Origin of the sequence: Streptomyces rubradiris (assembly GCF_016860525.1) — a bacterium.
In the GTDB taxonomy this organism is placed as follows: Bacteria; Actinomycetota; Actinomycetes; order Streptomycetales; family Streptomycetaceae; genus Streptomyces; species Streptomyces rubradiris.
Map to the genome: position 1 here is coordinate 804,367 of NZ_BNEA01000001.1, position 15,802 is coordinate 820,168.

The window sequence follows — 15,802 nt, forward strand, 5'->3', positions numbered from 1 at the left end:
GGCGCTCACCGGACCGCCCGGACGACCTCCGGCACCAGACCGACAGGCTCGGCCCCGGACACTCACCGGACCGCCACCGGACGACCTCCGGCACGGGGCGGGCGCCCCAGGCCCGCCGCGCTCGCCGCACCACCACCGCACGACCTCCGACACGGACCGACAGGCTCGGACCCGGACACTCACCGGTCCCCCACCCGCCGCCCTCCGGCACGGGGCGGGCGCCCCAGGCCCGCAGCACTCGCCGCACCACCACCGCACGACCTCCGACACGGGCCGACAGGCTCGGACCCGGACACTCACCGGACCGCCACCGGACGACCTCCGGCACGGGGCGGGCGCCCCAGGCCCGCCGCGCTCGCCGCACCACCACCGCACGACCTCCGACACGGGCCGACAGGCTCGGACCCGGACACTCACCGGACCGCCACCGGACGACCTCCGGCACGGGGCGGGCGCCCCAGGCCCGCCGCGCTCGCCGCACCACCACCGCACGACCTCCGACACGGACCGACAGGCTCGGACCCGGACACTCACCGGTCCCCCACCCGCCGCCCTCCGGCACGGGGCGGGCGCCCCAGGCCCGCAGCACTCGCCGGACCACCATGCCCGCTTCGAGCGCGGGCAGGCAGGCTCGGACCCGCAGCGCTCGGTGGCACGTCGGTGCTGCGGTACGTACGGACACTCGGGAAACCCGGCGTCCGAGTGACTGCCCGGCACACCTGCATGGCCACGCCCGGCGGGGGCGGCCCGGGTGCGTGGCTGGTGGGTCGTGCCGTCTCGGTCGGCTCGCCGTGGGGCCTCGCTGCCCGGAGCGTCGTACAGCGCAGGCGAGGTGCCCCCGTGTACGGGATGCCGGCCTGGCCTGCCCCAAGCCGCCGCCGGAGAACGCTCCGCACATACCTGGGCGGCCCAGTCCGGCAGGCCCGTGGTGGCTGGGCTTCCTCACTGCCCCCTCATCCCTCCCCCTCCCCCGCCGCCCTTGCGAGCCCTCCCCTTACGACCGCGAGGCCGGAAGCGGCACCGCCCGCCCCCGTCCGTCAGACCGCCGGAGGCTCCGGCAGGCACCAAGGCAGTTCGATGGAGACCGTCTTGCCGCCCTCGCTGGTCGGGCGGACCCGGAGCCGGCCGCCGCACTCGGCGGTGAGCCAGCGGATGATCACCATGCCGCGCCCATTGTCCTGCTGGACCGCGGCGGGCAGTCTCTTCGGGAAGCGGGGATGGCTGTCCGTGACGCCGATGCGCAACTGTTCGTCATGGTGCAGCGCGATGTCGACGGTGAAGGTGGGTGACTGCCCGAAGGTGTGCTGCACGGCGTTGGTGGCGAGTTCGGACACGATCAGCCGGACGGTGTCGGCCGTCTCGGTGTCCGAGGGCAGGCCCCACTCCGCAAGGGTGCCCACTACGTAGGAGCGCGCGGCCGAGACCGAGGCGGGATCGCTCGGCAGAGTGACGGAGGCTTCCAGATGGTCTGCCATGGCGACGTCGTCCCTTTCCCAACGGGACCGCGGCCCGCCATACGGCGGTGGGTTCGAGTACGGTCCCGGACTGGTGCTTGTCCGTCAGACTGCCATCACCGGGACGGTCACGGGGGGCGATCCACCAAGATATGCATATATCTGTCGCCCGAAGCGGTGAACTGTGCGACGCGAGACCGTATCGGGGCGGTCCGGACGGAGTAAGGAGGAGCCGATGCAGAACGGTCCCGCGGTGCGCCGCCGCAAGCTGGGCGCCGAACTGCGCACGCTGCGCACCGGTGCCGGGCTCACCAGCGGTGAGGCGGCCCGGCTGGTCGGCTGGCACCAGTCGAAGGTGAGCCGTATCGAGACCGGTGCCAGCGGCGTGAAACCGGCCGATCTGCGGTTGCTGCTGGACGCCTACGGGGTGCGGGACAGGCATCTGCGCGAGTTGCTGCTGATACTGGCGGGGTCGGAGGAGACGAGCGGCCGGCACCGCTGGTGGCACGCCTATCGGGGCGTACTGCCGCCCACGTACCGGGATTTCATCAGCCTGGAGTCACAGGCGAGCGCGATGCGCACCCTGGAGACCACGGTCGTGCCCGGTCTGCTGCAGACCGCCGAGTACGCCCGCGCGGTGACCCGGGCCGCCGTGAAGGACCTGGACGAGGACCGCCTGGACACCCTGGTGGAGGTGCGTCTGGCCCGGCAGGACGTGCTGCGCTCGGACCCGCCGCTGACGCTGAGCGCCGTACTGGACGAGGCGGTGCTGCGCCGGGAGGTGGGCGGTCCCGGGGTGATGGCCCGGCAGCGCCGGCGGCTGATGGAGGCGGCCCGGCTGCCGCAGGTACGGCTCCAGGTGCTGCCCTTCACCGCGGGGGCACATATCGGCCTCACCGGGCCTTTCGTTATCTTCTCATTTCCGAGCACTTCTGATCTGGACGTGGTTGTTCTCGACCAGTTGACGAGTAGCCTCTACCTGGAACGGAAAGAAGACCTGATGGCCTACTCCGAGGCCTTCAACACCCTTCAGTTCCACGCCCTTTCCCCCGAGGACTCGTTGGACTACATCGCCGGGATAGGTGACGGCGTGTAAGGAGGCACCATGTCAGTTCTGCCTCGGAACGTCCCCGTAAGTACCGACCTGCACGAGGTGCGCTGGCTGCGCAGCAGCCGCAGCACGGGCGCGAACAACTGCGTGGAGACGGCACTGCCGCGCTCCGGCCCCGCGGCCGGACTGCTCGCCGTGCGCGACTCGAAGAACCCGGCCGGCCCCGCCCTGCTCTTCTCCCCCGAGAGCTGGACGGGATTTGTGACCGCCCTCTGACCACGTTCCGACTCACACTCTGATCAGATTCGTTCAACCTTTCATCACTTTCGCGCGATTCACGGCCGTGTCACGCCGACTCATGGTCGCGTTTCGCCGATGACACGTACAGCGCGTTCGATCTCGGTCCCGGAGAGGTCCGCGCGGGCGGTCAGCCTCAGCCGTGAGATGCCGTCGGGCACGGAAGGAGGACGGAAACAGCCCACGGCCAGACCCGCCGAGCGGCAGTCGGCCGCCCAGCGCACCGCCCGCTCCGGGGACGGAGCCCGCACGGAGACCACCGCGGCGTCCGGACGTACCGCCTCCAGACCCGCGGTGGTCAGCCGTGCGTGCAGTTCCGCGGCCACCTCGCGGGCGCGTGCCGCCCGCTGCGGCTCGCGCTCCAGCAGCCGCAGCGCGGCCAGCGCGGCGCCGGCCGCCGCCGGCGCCAGGCCCGTGTCGAAGATGAAGGTCCGGGCAGCGTTCACCAAGTGGTCGATCACCCGCGCGGGGCCCAGCACCACGCCGCCCTGACTGCCCAGCGACTTGGACAGGGTGGCCGTGACCACCACGTCGTCGGCGCCCGCGAGGCCGGCCGCGTACGCCGAGCCCCGGCCGCCGTCGCCCAGCACGCCGAGGCCGTGGGCGTCGTCCACCACCAGTCCCGCCCCGTGCTCCCGGCAGGCGGCGGCCAGTTCGGCCAGCGGTGCCCGGTCCCCGTCGACCGAGAAGACCGTGTCGGAGACCACGATCGCCGCGCCCCGGCGGGTCCCCAGGGCCTTGCGCACGGCCTCGGGGTCGGCGTGCCCGACGACCTGGGTCTCGCCCCGGGCGAGCCGGCAGCCGTCGATGAGGGAGGCGTGGTTGCCCGCGTCGGAGACGATCAGCGAGCCGTGCGGACCCAGCGTGGTCACCGCGGCCAGGTTCGCGGCGTACCCGGAGGAGAACACCAGCGCCGCCTCGAACCCGCAGAACGCGGCCAGCGCGCGCTCCAGTTCGGCGTGCAGCTCGGTGCTTCCGGTGACCAGCCGGGAGCCGGTGGAGCCGCCGCCCCAGCGCCGGGCGGCCCCGGCGGCGCCCTCGGTGACCTCGGGATGGCGGGACAGACCCAGGTAGTCGTTGCTCGCCAGGTCCAGCAGCGGCGAGTCGGCGGGGCGCGGGCGCAGGGCGCGCACGAGTCCGGCGCGGCGGCGCGCCTCGGCCTGCTCATCGATCCAGCCGAACGCCATGGGTCCTCCGGTGCTTTTGTAGGTATCGAACAGACCCTAGCCGCACGCTCAGCCGCCCAGGGTGTGGCAATACCCACACGTTGAACCGTCTCTGTTGTGCCAAGTCTCCTTGGCCGGGAGCGGTCCCGTAGGACAGGATCGTCGCTCATGGACCTGCTGAACACGCTGGTGGACAAGGGGCTTCGGCGCGAGATGCCGACGCGCGAGGAAGCGCTCGCCGTGCTGGCCACCTCCGATGACGACCTGCTCGACGTGGTGACCGCGGCCGGTAAGGTGCGCCGGCACTGGTTCGGGCGACGGGTGAAACTCAACTATCTGGTCAACCTCAAGTCGGGCCTGTGCCCCGAGGACTGCTCGTACTGCTCCCAGCGGCTGGGCTCCAAGGCCGACATCCTGAAGTACACCTGGCTCAAGCCGGACGAGGCGTCCCAGGCCGCCGCCGCGGGGCTCGCGGGCGGGGCCAAGCGGGTGTGCCTGGTGGCCAGCGGGCGCGGACCGACGGACCGGGACGTGGACCGGGTCTCGGAGACCATCAAGGCGATCAAGGAGCAGAACGAGGAGGTCGAGGTGTGCGCCTGCCTCGGTCTGCTCTCCGACGGCCAGGCCGAGCGGCTGCGCGCGGCGGGCGCGGACGCCTACAACCACAACCTCAACACCTCGGAGTCCACCTACGGGGACATCACCACCACCCACACGTACGCCGACCGGGTGGACACGGTGCGCAAGGCGCACGCGGCCGGGCTGTCCGCCTGCTCGGGTCTCATCGCCGGCATGGGCGAGAGCGACGAGGACCTGGTGGACGTGGTGTTCTCGCTGCGCGAGCTGGACCCGGACTCGGTGCCGGTGAACTTCCTGATCCCGTTCGAGGGCACCCCGCTGGCCAAGGAGTGGAACCTCACCCCGCAGCGCTGCCTGCGCATCCTGGCGATGGTCCGGTTCGTCTGCCCGGACGTGGAGGTCCGGATCGCGGGCGGGCGCGAGGTCCACTTGCGCTCCATGCAGCCGCTGGCGCTGCACCTGGCCAACTCCATCTTCCTCGGCGACTACCTGACCAGCGAGGGCCAGGCCGGCAAGGCCGACCTGGAGATGATCGCGGACGCCGGGTTCGAGGTGGAGGGCGCCGGGGAGGTGACGCTGCCGGCGCACCGGGCCGACGCCGCGCACGGCTGCGGCTCGCACGCCGAGGGCGGCTGCGGCTCGCACACGGAGGGCGGCTGCGGCTCGCACGCGGGCGGCGGGGTGTGCGGTACGGCGGGTGCTCCGGCCGCCGCCGAGCCGCGCACCGACCTGGTCGCCGTGCGCCGCCGGGGGGCCGGCACGGACCTCGCGCCCAATGCCTGAGATGGGCGTCGCGGAGCTGCTGGAGCTGGACCGGCGGCATGTGTGGCACCCGTACGGCCCGATGCCCGGCCGGGTGGACCCGCTCGTCGTGGAGGCGGCCAGCGGGGTCCGGCTGCGGCTGGCGGACGGTTCCGGCGAGCTGGTCGACGGCATGTCGTCGTGGTGGTCGGCCATCCACGGCTACAACCACCCGGTCCTGAACGAGGCCGCGCGCGAGCAGCTGGGCTTGATGAGCCATGTGATGTTCGGCGGGCTCACCCACGAGCCCGCCGTCCGGCTCGCGAAGCTGCTGGTCGACCTGTCACCGGACGGCCTGGAGCACGTCTTCCTGGCCGACTCGGGGTCCGTGTCGGTCGAGGTCGCGGTGAAGATGTGCCTGCAGTACTGGCGTTCGCTCGGCCGGCCGGCCAAGCGGCGGCTGCTGACCTGGCGGGGCGGCTACCACGGTGACACCTGGCAGCCGATGTCGGTGTGCGACCCCGAGGGCGGGATGCACGAGCTGTGGACCGGCGTGCTGCCGCGCCAGCTGTTCGCGGACCCGCCGCCCGCCGGGTACGAGGAGTCGTACGCGGAGCACCTGCGGGAGCTGATCGCCCGGCACGCCGACGAGCTGGCCGCGGTGATCGTGGAGCCGGTGGTGCAGGGCGCGGGCGGGATGCGCTTCCACTCCCCCGCGTATCTGCGGGTGCTGCGCGAGGCGTGCGACGCGCACGACGTGCTGTTGGTGTTCGACGAGATCGCCACCGGTTTCGGCCGCACCGGGGCGTTGTTCGCGGCGGACCACGCGGCCGTCGCGCCCGATGTGATGTGTGTGGGCAAGGCGCTGACCGGCGGTTATCTGACGCTGGCGGCCACCTTGTGCAACGCTCGGGTGGCCGACGGCATCTCGCGGGGCGAGGTGCCGGTGCTCGCGCACGGACCGACGTTCATGGGCAACCCGCTGGCGGCGGCCGTGGCCTGTGCCTCCGTCGAGCTGCTGCTGGGCCAGGACTGGCTCGGCGAGGTCAAGCGGATCGAGGCGGGCCTGCGCGAGGGGCTGGCCCCGGCGCGGGACGTTCCCGGGGTGCGCGATGTCCGGGTCCTCGGCGCCATCGGTGTCGTCCAGCTCGACCACCCGGTCGACATGCGGGCCGCGACGGACGCGGCGGTACGGGCCGGTGTGTGGCTGCGCCCGTTCCGCGACCTGATCTACACGATGCCGCCCTACGTCACCTCGGACGAGGACGTGGCACGGATCGCGCGCGCGGTGTGCGCCGCGGCGCGGGAGGGATGACATGCGGGTACTGGTGATCACGGGCACGGACACGGAGGTCGGCAAGACCGTCACCACCGCGGCCGTCGCCGCCTCGGCGCTCGCGGCCGGGCGGTCGGTGGCCGTGCTCAAGGCCGCCCAGACGGGCGTACGGCCGGACGAGCGCGGCGACGCGGACGAGGTCGCGTGGCTCGCGGGGCCGGTCACGACGGATGAACTGGCTCGATTCCCGGAGCCGTTGGCGCCGAACACGGCGGCCCGGCGGGCCGGGATGGCGCCGGTGCGTCCCCGGGAGGTGGCCGAGCGGGCCGCCAAGCTGGCCACCGAGCACGATCTGGTGCTGGTGGAGGGCGCGGGCGGGCTGCTCGTCCGGTTCGACGAGGACGGCGGCACGCTGGCCGACGCGGCCCGGCTGCTGGGCGCGCCGGTGCTGGTGGTGGCGCGGGCCGGGCTCGGCACGCTCAACGCCACGGAGCTGACGGCCCGTGAACTGCGCCGCCGGGAGCTGGAGCCGGCCGGTGTGGTGATCGGCAGCTGGCCGGGCGAGCCGGACCTGGCCACCCGCTGCAACGTGGCCGACCTGCCGGAGGTGGCCGGCGTCCCGCTGCTCGGCGCGCTGCCCGCCGGGGCGGGGGCGCTGCCGCCCGCCGAGTTCCGCACCGCGGCTCCGGGCTGGCTGGCCCCGCGGCTGGACGGGACCTGGGACGCGGAGGCGTTCCGCACCCGGGAGGCCGCGTAGCGGACGCGGCCGGCACGGCAGCTGTGCCCGTGCGCATGACGTACGACGACGCCACCCACCCCACGGTCCCCGTGCGGGTGGGTGCCCGTCGGGCACGGATCGACGAGCTGCTCCCCCGTAGCGCACTCCGGGGAGGCTGCCGGGCGGGTGCCGTTCAGCGGCTCCAGCGGCGCAGTTCGCGCGTGATGTCGTCGACGCCGGCCGCGCCGTCCTTCACCAGCCGGGCGAGGTCGCGGACCTGCTCGGGGGTGGTGGCGATCTTCTCGCCGCTGGCGACCAGATAGGCGTAGGCGACGGCGGAGGCGAACAGGGCGTTGGCGCGTTCCAGGGCGGGGACGTGGATCAGCAGCTGGAGCAGGGAGGCGGCGCGGGCGTACGGGTCGGCGTAGACGGGGACGCCGAATATCTCCGCCTGGTGCCGGGCCACGGCGGCGACCAGGGCACCCCAGTCGGTGACCTGCGGGTCCCCCGGGGTCTTCTGTTCGGCGAGCATGAGCAGCCAGGCGAGGTCGATACGGAGATCGTTCAAGGATTCCGGCCCGTGGTGCCGTGCGCCTCGGCGAACTCCTCGGCGAACACGGACTCGTACTGCTTCATGAAGTCGGCGGCGGCCTCCACGAACGTGCGGCCGGTCTCCCCGGCGTCCTGTCTGACCAGCTCTTCGATATAGCGGTTGACGCTCATGCCGCGGGCCAGGGCGCGTTCGCGGGCCACCCGGGCGGTGCCCTCGTCCACCCGCACGTTCAGCTGGGTCTTCGCCATGCCTCGACGCTAGCGCCGGGGTGCTAGCAGCGGCAAGGGCGCACGGTGGCACGGGGACCGGCGGCCGTGCGCCGGTACGGACGGTGATCGGCTCGGCCGACCGGGGCGGCGTGGACATGATGGAATCGGACCGATACAAGTGACCATCGACCGGGGAGAGTTCATGTCGCGTCCGTTCCGCTTCGGAGTCAACCTGCTGGACCTCGCGCCCGCCGACGAGTGGCGCGCCAAGTGCCGGCGCGCGGAGGAACTGGGCTACGACGTGATCCTCGTCCCGGACCACCTCGGCATGCCCGCGCCGTTCCCCGCGTTGGTCGCGGCGGCGCAGGCCACCGAGCGGCCGCGGGTCGGCACGTTCGTGCTCAACGCGGGCTTCTGGAACCCTGCGCTGCTGGCCCGCGAGGTGGCCACCACGGACGCGCTGACCGGCGGCCGGCTCGAACTCGGCCTCGGCACCGGCTACACGCAGGCGGAGCACGAGGCGGCCGGGCTGCCGTACGGTTCGCCGCGCGAGCGGGTGGACCACCTGGAGCGGACGGTCGCGGAGCTGGACCGGCTGCTCGGCTCGGACGACCACCGGCCGCGGCCCGCGCAGTCCCGGGTACCGGTGCTGATCGGGGCCAACGGCGACCGGATGCTGCGGCTGACCGCGGAGCACGCGGACATCGCGGCCTTCACCGGGGCCCGGCCGGGCGACACGCCCGGCGCGCTGGACCCGCTCACCGCCGAGGAGCTGGACGAGCGGGTGGCCCGCTACCGGGCGCGGGCGCGGCACCGGCCGGCGCCCGCCGAGCTGAACCTGCTGATCCAGCTGGTGGCCGTCACCGACGATCCCGAGCCGGTGCTGAAGCCGCTGCTGGAGCGGCAGCCCGGGCTGACCCTGGAGCAGGCGGCGGCCCTGCCCATCGTGCTGGCCGGGCCACTGGAGGACGTGGTGGCGAAGGTGCGGGCGCAGCGGGAGCGGTACGGGTTCTCGTACCTGACCGTGCTGGAGCCGTACATGGAGGCGTTCGCGCCGGTGCTGGCACGGCTGCGCGACGAGTCCGCGTGACCGAAATCCCGTAGGCCCGCGAGCCGTTTCCGATCATGATGGGGGCATGACCGACCTGCGTATACGTGCCGCCGTTCCCGCCGACCTCGACTCCGTGCTCGCGTTCTGGAAGACGGCCGCCGAGGGGACGAGCATCAGCGACGACCGCGCCGGGGTGGAGCGGCTGGTGGCCCGCGACCCCGGGGCGCTGCTCCTGGCCGAGCGTGGCGGTGAGCTGGTGGGCACGGTGATCGCCGGCTTCGACGGCTGGCGGTGTCATCTGTACCGGCTCGCGGTGCACCCGGAGCGGCGGCGGCAGGGCATCGGTTCGGCACTGCTGGCCGCCGCCGAGGAGCGGTTCGTACGGCTCGGCGGGCGGCGCGCGGACGCGATGGTGCTGGTCCGCAACGAGACCGCGCACCACGCCTGGGGAGCGGCCGGGTACGGGCCCGAGGAGCACTGGCGGCGCTGGGTGAAGCCGCTCACGGACTGAGAGCGCAGGCCGGGACGACTCGACCTGCGGACCGGGGCCGGATGCCGGGACGGGAGACCCGGGAGGCTTTTTTGCCCATCCTTTACCCTTGAGGGAGCACTCGGCCCTCTATGAAAGGTTGTGAGCGTCCGCCCATGGGCGAGCCTCCCAGTCCGCGACACCGCGCGCACCGCCCCACCCTGTCCGATCCTGGGACGGGGGTGACCCGATGACCGAAGTGCTCCTCCTCCTGGTGGCGATCCTGCTGTCGCTGGCCTGCGGCGCCTTCGTGGCGGCCGAGTTCTCGCTGACCACGGTGGAACGCGGCGAGCTGGAGCGGGCCGCCGCCCGCGGCGAGCGCGGTGCCGCGGGCGCCCTGAAGGCCGTACGGAACCTGACGTTCCAGCTCTCCGGCGCCCAGCTCGGCATCACCGTCACCAACCTGGTGGTCGGCATGCTCGCCGAGCCCTCGATCGCCAAACTGCTCGCCGGGCCGTTCACGGCGCTGGGGCTGTCCCGCGCCACGGCGGGCTCGATCGCGCTGGTGCTGGGCACGGCCCTGTCGACGGTCGTCCTGATGGTCGTCGGCGAGCTGGTGCCGAAGAACTGGGCGATCTCCTCGCCGCTGGCCATGGCCAAGCGGGTGGGCAACGCCCAGCGCTGGTTCAGCGCGGCCTTCCGGCCCTTCATCACCCACCTGAACAACACGGCCAACCACTTCGTGCGCCGGCTCGGCGTCGAACCGGCCGAGGAGCTGGCCTCCGCGCGCGGCCCGCAGGAGCTGGCCGCCCTCGCCCGGCACTCCGCCAAGGAGGGCGCGCTGGAGCCGGACACCGCGGAGCTGTTCGTCCGCACCCTGAACCTGGCCGACCTCACGGCCGAGAACGTGATGACGCCGCGCGTGCAGGTCGTCGCCCTCGACATGCAGGCCACCTGCGAGGACGTGGCCAACGCCACCCGGGCCACCGGCCTGTCCCGGTTCCCGGTCTACCGGGGCAGCCTGGACTCCGTCGTCGGCACCGCCCACATCAAGGACGTGCTGGCCGTCCCCGCCGACCAGCGGCGCCACCGCACGGTCGCGCAGATCATGCGCGAGCCGCTGCTGGTGCCCGAGTCGCTGACCGTCGACCGGCTGCTGGACCGGCTCGGCGGCCGGCGCACCATGGCCGTCGTCATCGACGAGTACGGCGGCACGGCCGGCGTGGCCACCCTGGAGGACATCGTGGAGGAGGTCGTCGGCGAGGTGCGGGACGAGCACGACCCGCACGAGACGGCCGACCTCGCCCCGGCCGGCGCCGACGAGGCGGGCCGCGCCCTGTACGCGGCGGACGGCGCCGTCCGCACCGACCAGCTCGCGCGCGTGGGACTGCGCGCGCCCGAGGGGCCGTACGAGACGCTGGCCGGCCTGGTCGCCACCGAGCTGGGCCGGATACCCGCCGCGGGCGACAGCGTCGAGGTGGCCGGCTGGTGCCTGGACGTCGTGGACGCCTCCGGCCGCCGGGCCGCCCGGCTGCTGCTGCACGCGCCCCTGGACGACGAACGGACCGGCACGGCCGGTCAGGACGGCGGGACGAGGCGGGGCTCCGGGACCAGGCGGCGGGACAGGACCGCCCGCCACGGGGCCGACGGGACCGGACGCGGTCACGGGGCCGGGGCCGATGAGGCCCGCGGGACACGGGAGGGGACGCGATGACCGTCGTACAACTGCTGATCGGCCTGTCGACCCTCGTCGTCAACGCCTTCTTCGTGGGCGCCGAGTTCGCCCTGATCTCGGTGCGCCGCTCCCAGATCGAGCCGCTGGCCCAGGAGGGCGACCGCCGCGCCCGCAGCGTGCTGTGGGGGCTGGAGCACGTGTCCGCGCTGCTGGCCGCCGCGCAGCTCGGCATCACGCTGTGCACGCTGGTGCTCGGCGTGGTCGCCGAGCCGGCGATCGCGCACCTGCTGGAGCCGGTGTTCCACGCGGTGGGCGTGCCGTCGGGCGCCGGTCACGCCGTGTCCTTCGTGATCGCGCTGACCCTCGCCACCTATCTGCACATGCTGCTCGGCGAGATGGTCCCCAAGAACATCGCGCTGGCCGAACCGGTGCGCAGCGCGCTGCTGCTCGGCCCGCCACTGGTCGCGCTCTCCCGGGCGCTGCGCCCGGTGATCTTCGCGATCAACGCGTTCGCCAACGGGCTGCTGAAGCTGTTGCGGGTGGAGGCCAGGAACGAGGTGTCGGCCACCTTCACGGACGCCGAACTCGCCGAGATCGTCAAGGACGCCGGCCAGGCGGGCCTGATCGACAACCGGGCGCAGGAGCGCCTGCACGACGCCCTGGAGCTGGGCAGCCGGCCGGTGCGGGACGTGGTCGTGCCCTTGCGCCGGGTGGTGTATGCGCGCGTCGGCGTCACCCCTGAGCAGGTGGAGCGGCTGTCGGCCGAGTCCGGGTTCTCCCGTTTCCCGGTGGTCGACAACGGGCGGCGGATCGTGGGTTATCTGCACGTGAAGGACGCGCTGGACGCCTCGCCCCGGGACATGCCGTTCCGGCTGCGGGACATGCGGCCCATCGCGCGGGTCCGGGAGAGCACCCCGCTGGACGACGTGCTCACCGCGATGCGCGGCAGCCGTACCCACCTCGCCGCGGTACTCGGCGAGGACGGCCGGCTGGCGGGCCTGGTGACCATGGAGGACGTGCTGCGGCAACTGTTCGGCCAGCCCGCGGCGGGGTGACGCCCGGGGGCGGACGCGGGGCTGCGGGGCGATCGAGCGGGGGGCGTGCACGGGGCTCCGGGGGCGACCGAGCGGGGGTGTGCGCGAGGGCTCCGGGGCGACCGACCGGAGGCGTGCGCGAGGGCTCCGGGGCGACCGACCGGCGGGTATGGCGCCGGGATAGCATCGCTGTCGCCATGCACACGAATCCCACCACTCCCCCGTACACCAGCCTGGTCGCCGTCGGCGACTCCTTCACCGAGGGCATGTCGGACCTGCTGCCCGACGGCTCCTACCGGGGCTGGGCGGACGTCCTCGCCGCACGGATGGCCGCCCGCACGCCCGGGTTCCGCTACGCCAACCTGGCCGTCCGCGGGAAGCTGATCGGGCAGATCGTCGACGAGCAGGTGGAGGTGGCGGCGGCCATGCGGGCCGACGTCGTCACCCTGGTCGGCGGGCTGAACGACACCCTGCGTCCCAAGTGCGACATGATCCGGGTCCGGGATCTGCTCACCGAGGCAGTGGAGCGGCTGGCGCCCTCCTGCGGGCGACTTGTGCTGATGCGCAGCCCCGGCCGCCAGGGCCCGGTGCTGGAGCGGTTCCGGCCGCGCATGGAGCAGCTGTTCGCCTGCGTGGAGGAGCTGGCCGGCAAGCACGGCGCCGTGGTGGTCGACCTGTACGGAGCGCCCGCGCTGGCGGACCCCCGGCTGTGGGACGTGGACCGGCTGCACCTGACGGCGGAGGGACACCGCCGGGTCGCCGAGGCGGTGTGGCAGACGCTCGGATACGAGCCGGAGGACGCCGAGTGGCACGTGCCGCTGCCGGCGACGGCCCCGCCGGACTGGGTGGCCCGCCGGATCGCCGACGTACGGTTCGCCCGGCAGCACCTGCTGCCGTGGATAGGCCGCCGCCTCACCGGCCGCTCCTCCGGCGACGGCCGCCCGCCCAAGCGCCCGGAACTGCTGCCCTACGAGGCTCGCGCCTAGCGTCGACGTACTCCGCCGTTCGTAGGGCTGTACGACTCTCCGGGGGTGCGCGGGACATGGCCCGCCGCATGTGCCGTCGGCGGCTACCGGCGCGTGAGGCCGTACCGGTACCACTGGGAGGCGGCTACCGCTGCCGCCGCCGCGCCCCAGCATGCCCAGAGGGCGGGGTGCACCGTCCCGAGGGTGCCGGCCGCGGCGAGCGTGGCGCCGCCGGCGGCGACGGCGAGGGCGTCGCCGTATCGGATGAGTTTCTTCATGCGTCCCCCTTTCCTGGGTCAGTGTGACGTGCTCGTGGCAAACTGGGGAACCCCCGGAGGGCAACCCACGCGCCCGCGACCCCTCCTGCGGACGGGCCCGCGAAGACCTGCGCAGCAACCCGTTGACCTGTACTTTCCTACATCCCTGGACGGTACGGACCCTGTATGGACGGACGGTAAACTCTGGACACGTGACTTCAGCGCCCGCCAAGCCCCGCATCCCGAACGTCCTCGCCGGACGGTACGCCTCCGCCGAGCTCGCCACGCTCTGGTCGCCCGAGCAGAAGGTGAGGCTGGAGCGCCGGCTCTGGCTCGCCGTGCTGCGGGCCCAGAAGGACCTCGGCATCGAGGTGCCGGACGAGGCGATCGCCGACTACGAACGCGTCCTGGACACCGTCGACCTGGCCTCGATCGCCGAGCGCGAGAAGGTCACCCGGCACGACGTGAAGGCGCGGATCGAGGAGTTCAACGACCTCGCCGGGCACGAGCACGTGCACAAGGGCATGACCTCCCGTGACCTCACGGAGAACGTCGAGCAGCTGCAGATCCGGCTCTCGCTGGAGCTGATGCGGGACCGCACGGTGGCCGTGCTGGCGCGCCTGGGCAAGCTGGCCGGCGAGTACGCCGAGCTGGTCATGGCCGGCCGCTCGCACAACGTGGCCGCGCAGGCCACCACCCTCGGCAAGCGGTTCGCGACCGCCGCCGACGAGCTGCTCGTCGCCTACGGCCGCGTCGAGGAGCTGCTCGGCCGCTACCCGCTGCGCGGCATCAAGGGCCCGGTGGGCACGGCGCAGGACATGCTGGACCTGCTGGGCGGGGACGCCGCCAAGCTCGCCGAGCTGGAGCAGCGCATCGCGGGCCACCTGGGCTTCTCGCAGGCCTTCACCTCCGTCGGCCAGGTCTACCCGCGCTCGCTGGACTACGAGGTCGTCACCACGCTGGTGCAGCTCGCGGCGGCCCCGTCGTCGCTGGCCAAGACGATCCGGCTGATGGCCGGCCACGAGCTGGTCACCGAGGGCTTCAAGCCGGGCCAGGTCGGCTCCTCGGCGATGCCGCACAAGATGAACACCCGCTCCTGCGAGCGCGTCAACGGCCTGATGGTGATCCTGCGCGGCTACGCCTCGATGACCGGCGAGCTGGCGGGCGACCAGTGGAACGAGGGCGACGTGTCCTGCTCGGTGGTGCGCCGGGTCGCCCTGCCGGACGCCTTCTTCGCCCTGGACGGCCTGCTGGAGACGTTCCTGACGGTGCTCGACGAGTTCGGCGCGTTCCCCGCGGTGATCGCCCGTGAACTGGACCGCTACCTGCCGTTCCTGGCGACCACCAAGGTGCTGATGGGCGCGGTGCGGGCCGGCGTCGGCCGGGAGGTCGCGCACGAGGCGATCAAGGAGAACGCGGTCGCCACCGCGCTGGCGATGCGCGAGCAGGGTGCCGAGCGCAACGACCTGCTCGACAAGCTCGCCGCCGACGAGCGCCTGCCGCTCGACCGGGAGCGCCTGGCCGAGCTGATGGCCGACAAGCTGTCCTTCACCGGCGCCGCCGCCGGTCAGGTCGGCGCGGTCGTCGCCCGGATCGAGGAGATCGTGAAGCAGCACCCCGAGGCGGCCGGCTACACCCCCGGAGCGATCCTCTGACCCGCGCGCCCCGCACCCCGCGCCTCACCCAGGCGGAGCTGGAGGCCGCCCGCGACCGTCTCGTCCCGGACGTGGTCGCGGACGGCCTCCGCGTGCTGTTCTGCGGCATCAACCCGGGGCTGATGTCGGCCGCGACCGGCCACCACTTCGCCCGCCCCGGCAACCGCTTCTGGCCGGTGCTGCACCGCTCCGGCTTCACGCCCCGGCTGCTGATCCCCGCCGAGCAGCACGAGCTGCTGACGTACGGGCTCGGCATCACCAACGTCGTGGCCCGGGCGACCGCGCGGGCGGACGAGCTGACCGCCGAGGAGTACGTCGAGGGCGGGCGGCTGCTGGCCGAGAAGGTGACGCGGCTGCGGCCGGGATGGCTGGCCGTCGTCGGCGTGACCGCCTACCGCGCCGCCTTCGGCGACCGCACGGCCAAGGTGGGTCCGCAGGAGCGGACCATCGGCGGCACCAGGATCTGGGTCCTGCCCAACCCCAGCGGGCTGAACGCGCACTGGAGCCCCGCAGCGATGGCGGAGGAGTTCCGGCGGCTGCGCGAGGCGGCCGGCGTGCCCGGCTGACCCGCCCGACGCCCGGGAGGCCCCGGAAGGCGCCCTGGCCGCGGCACCGTCGTCAATCGGCCATCACCCGGAACGCCTCATCGTTC

The 15,802-nt window shown here is 73.4% G+C and carries 17 protein-coding genes; 12 read left to right on the forward strand and 5 right to left on the reverse strand.

The genetic code is table 11. From position 1 onward, the window contains the following. Positions 1-1,037: 1,037 nt before the first annotated feature. Positions 1,038-1,475: an ATP-binding protein gene (locus tag Srubr_RS03765; protein WP_189999897.1), complete on the reverse strand. Its 438-nt coding sequence runs from the start codon at positions 1,473-1,475 to the stop codon at positions 1,038-1,040. A gap of 214 nt (positions 1,476-1,689) precedes the next feature. On the opposite strand from Srubr_RS03765, the gene Srubr_RS03770 reads away from it, so the two are divergent. Together Srubr_RS03770 and Srubr_RS03775 are read left to right on the forward strand one after the other, a co-directional pair. After that, the gene (locus tag Srubr_RS03770) at positions 1,690-2,550 is read left to right on the forward strand and encodes a helix-turn-helix domain-containing protein (protein WP_189999898.1); all 861 of its coding nucleotides are present in this window, start codon (positions 1,690-1,692) and stop codon (positions 2,548-2,550) included. A 9-nt stretch (positions 2,551-2,559) separates the two neighbouring features. Continuing rightward, on the forward strand, positions 2,560-2,781 hold the full coding sequence (locus Srubr_RS03775; RefSeq protein ID WP_189999899.1) for a DUF397 domain-containing protein: 222 nt from the start codon (positions 2,560-2,562) through the stop codon (positions 2,779-2,781). Between the two features lie 80 nt (positions 2,782-2,861). On the opposite strand, the gene Srubr_RS03780 is transcribed toward Srubr_RS03775, so the two are convergent. Then, a complete protein-coding gene (locus Srubr_RS03780) occupies positions 2,862-3,989 on the reverse strand; it encodes an 8-amino-7-oxononanoate synthase (protein ID WP_189999900.1) in 1,128 nt (375 codons plus the stop codon). A 147-nt stretch (positions 3,990-4,136) separates the two neighbouring features. Here Srubr_RS03780 and bioB point away from each other — a divergent pair, with 147 nt between their 5' ends. The 3 genes from bioB to bioD are packed head-to-tail and all read left to right on the forward strand — an operon-like array spanning position 4,137 to position 7,321. Further along, a complete protein-coding gene (gene bioB, locus Srubr_RS03785) occupies positions 4,137-5,330 on the forward strand; it encodes a biotin synthase BioB (RefSeq protein WP_189999901.1) in 1,194 nt (397 codons plus the stop codon). Further along, positions 5,323-6,603, forward strand: a complete 1,281-nt coding sequence (locus tag Srubr_RS03790; RefSeq protein ID WP_189999902.1) for an adenosylmethionine--8-amino-7-oxononanoate transaminase — start codon at positions 5,323-5,325, stop codon at positions 6,601-6,603. Before bioB ends, Srubr_RS03790 begins: the two co-directional genes overlap by 8 nt. A 1-nt stretch (position 6,604) precedes the next feature. After that, positions 6,605-7,321, forward strand: a complete 717-nt coding sequence (gene bioD / locus Srubr_RS03795; protein ID WP_189999903.1) for a dethiobiotin synthase — start codon at positions 6,605-6,607, stop codon at positions 7,319-7,321. 154 nt (positions 7,322-7,475) lie between these two features. Here bioD and Srubr_RS03800 read toward each other — a convergent pair whose 3' ends face one another. Both Srubr_RS03800 and Srubr_RS03805 read right to left on the reverse strand, forming a co-directional pair. Next, positions 7,476-7,850 carry a fic family toxin-antitoxin system, toxin component gene (locus tag Srubr_RS03800; RefSeq protein ID WP_189999904.1) on the reverse strand — a complete coding sequence of 125 codons (375 nt, stop codon included), beginning with the start codon at positions 7,848-7,850 and terminating at the stop codon, positions 7,476-7,478. After that, positions 7,847-8,083: a toxin-antitoxin system HicB family antitoxin gene (locus Srubr_RS03805; protein WP_189999905.1), complete on the reverse strand. Its 237-nt coding sequence runs from the start codon at positions 8,081-8,083 to the stop codon at positions 7,847-7,849. The genes Srubr_RS03800 and Srubr_RS03805 overlap by 4 nt, the downstream gene beginning before the upstream one ends. A 163-nt stretch (positions 8,084-8,246) precedes the next feature. On the opposite strand from Srubr_RS03805, the gene Srubr_RS03810 reads away from it, so the two are divergent. The 5 genes from Srubr_RS03810 (at position 8,247) to Srubr_RS03830 (ending at position 13,259) form a co-directional block, all read left to right on the forward strand. Beyond that, positions 8,247-9,134 (forward strand): LLM class F420-dependent oxidoreductase, encoded by an 888-nt coding sequence (locus Srubr_RS03810; RefSeq protein WP_189999906.1) that lies wholly within the window; start codon positions 8,247-8,249, stop codon positions 9,132-9,134. A gap of 46 nt (positions 9,135-9,180) precedes the next feature. Further along, the gene (locus Srubr_RS03815; protein ID WP_189999907.1) at positions 9,181-9,606 is read left to right on the forward strand and encodes a GNAT family N-acetyltransferase; all 426 of its coding nucleotides are present in this window, start codon (positions 9,181-9,183) and stop codon (positions 9,604-9,606) included. Between the two features lie 208 nt (positions 9,607-9,814). Further along, complete coding sequence (locus Srubr_RS03820) at positions 9,815-11,278, forward strand: hemolysin family protein (protein ID WP_189999908.1); 1,464 nt, start codon at positions 9,815-9,817, stop codon at positions 11,276-11,278. Next, positions 11,275-12,294: a hemolysin family protein gene (locus Srubr_RS03825; RefSeq protein ID WP_189999909.1), complete on the forward strand. Its 1,020-nt coding sequence runs from the start codon at positions 11,275-11,277 to the stop codon at positions 12,292-12,294. Before Srubr_RS03820 ends, Srubr_RS03825 begins: the two co-directional genes overlap by 4 nt. Before the next feature lie 176 nt (positions 12,295-12,470). Beyond that, positions 12,471-13,259, forward strand: a complete 789-nt coding sequence (locus tag Srubr_RS03830) for an SGNH/GDSL hydrolase family protein (RefSeq protein WP_189999910.1) — start codon at positions 12,471-12,473, stop codon at positions 13,257-13,259. A gap of 83 nt (positions 13,260-13,342) precedes the next feature. On the opposite strand, the gene Srubr_RS03835 is transcribed toward Srubr_RS03830, so the two are convergent. Further along, positions 13,343-13,516 carry a hypothetical protein gene (locus tag Srubr_RS03835; protein WP_189999911.1) on the reverse strand — a complete coding sequence of 58 codons (174 nt, stop codon included), beginning with the start codon at positions 13,514-13,516 and terminating at the stop codon, positions 13,343-13,345. Positions 13,517-13,707: 191 nt separating this feature from the next. Here Srubr_RS03835 and purB point away from each other — a divergent pair, with 191 nt between their 5' ends. Both purB and mug read left to right on the forward strand, forming a co-directional pair. Then, positions 13,708-15,150 carry an adenylosuccinate lyase gene (gene purB / locus Srubr_RS03840; protein WP_189999912.1) on the forward strand — a complete coding sequence of 481 codons (1,443 nt, stop codon included), beginning with the start codon at positions 13,708-13,710 and terminating at the stop codon, positions 15,148-15,150. A 71-nt stretch (positions 15,151-15,221) separates the two neighbouring features. Further along, a complete protein-coding gene (gene mug, locus Srubr_RS03845; protein WP_268257610.1) occupies positions 15,222-15,716 on the forward strand; it encodes a G/U mismatch-specific DNA glycosylase in 495 nt (164 codons plus the stop codon). Positions 15,717-15,802: the final 86 nt, after the last annotated feature.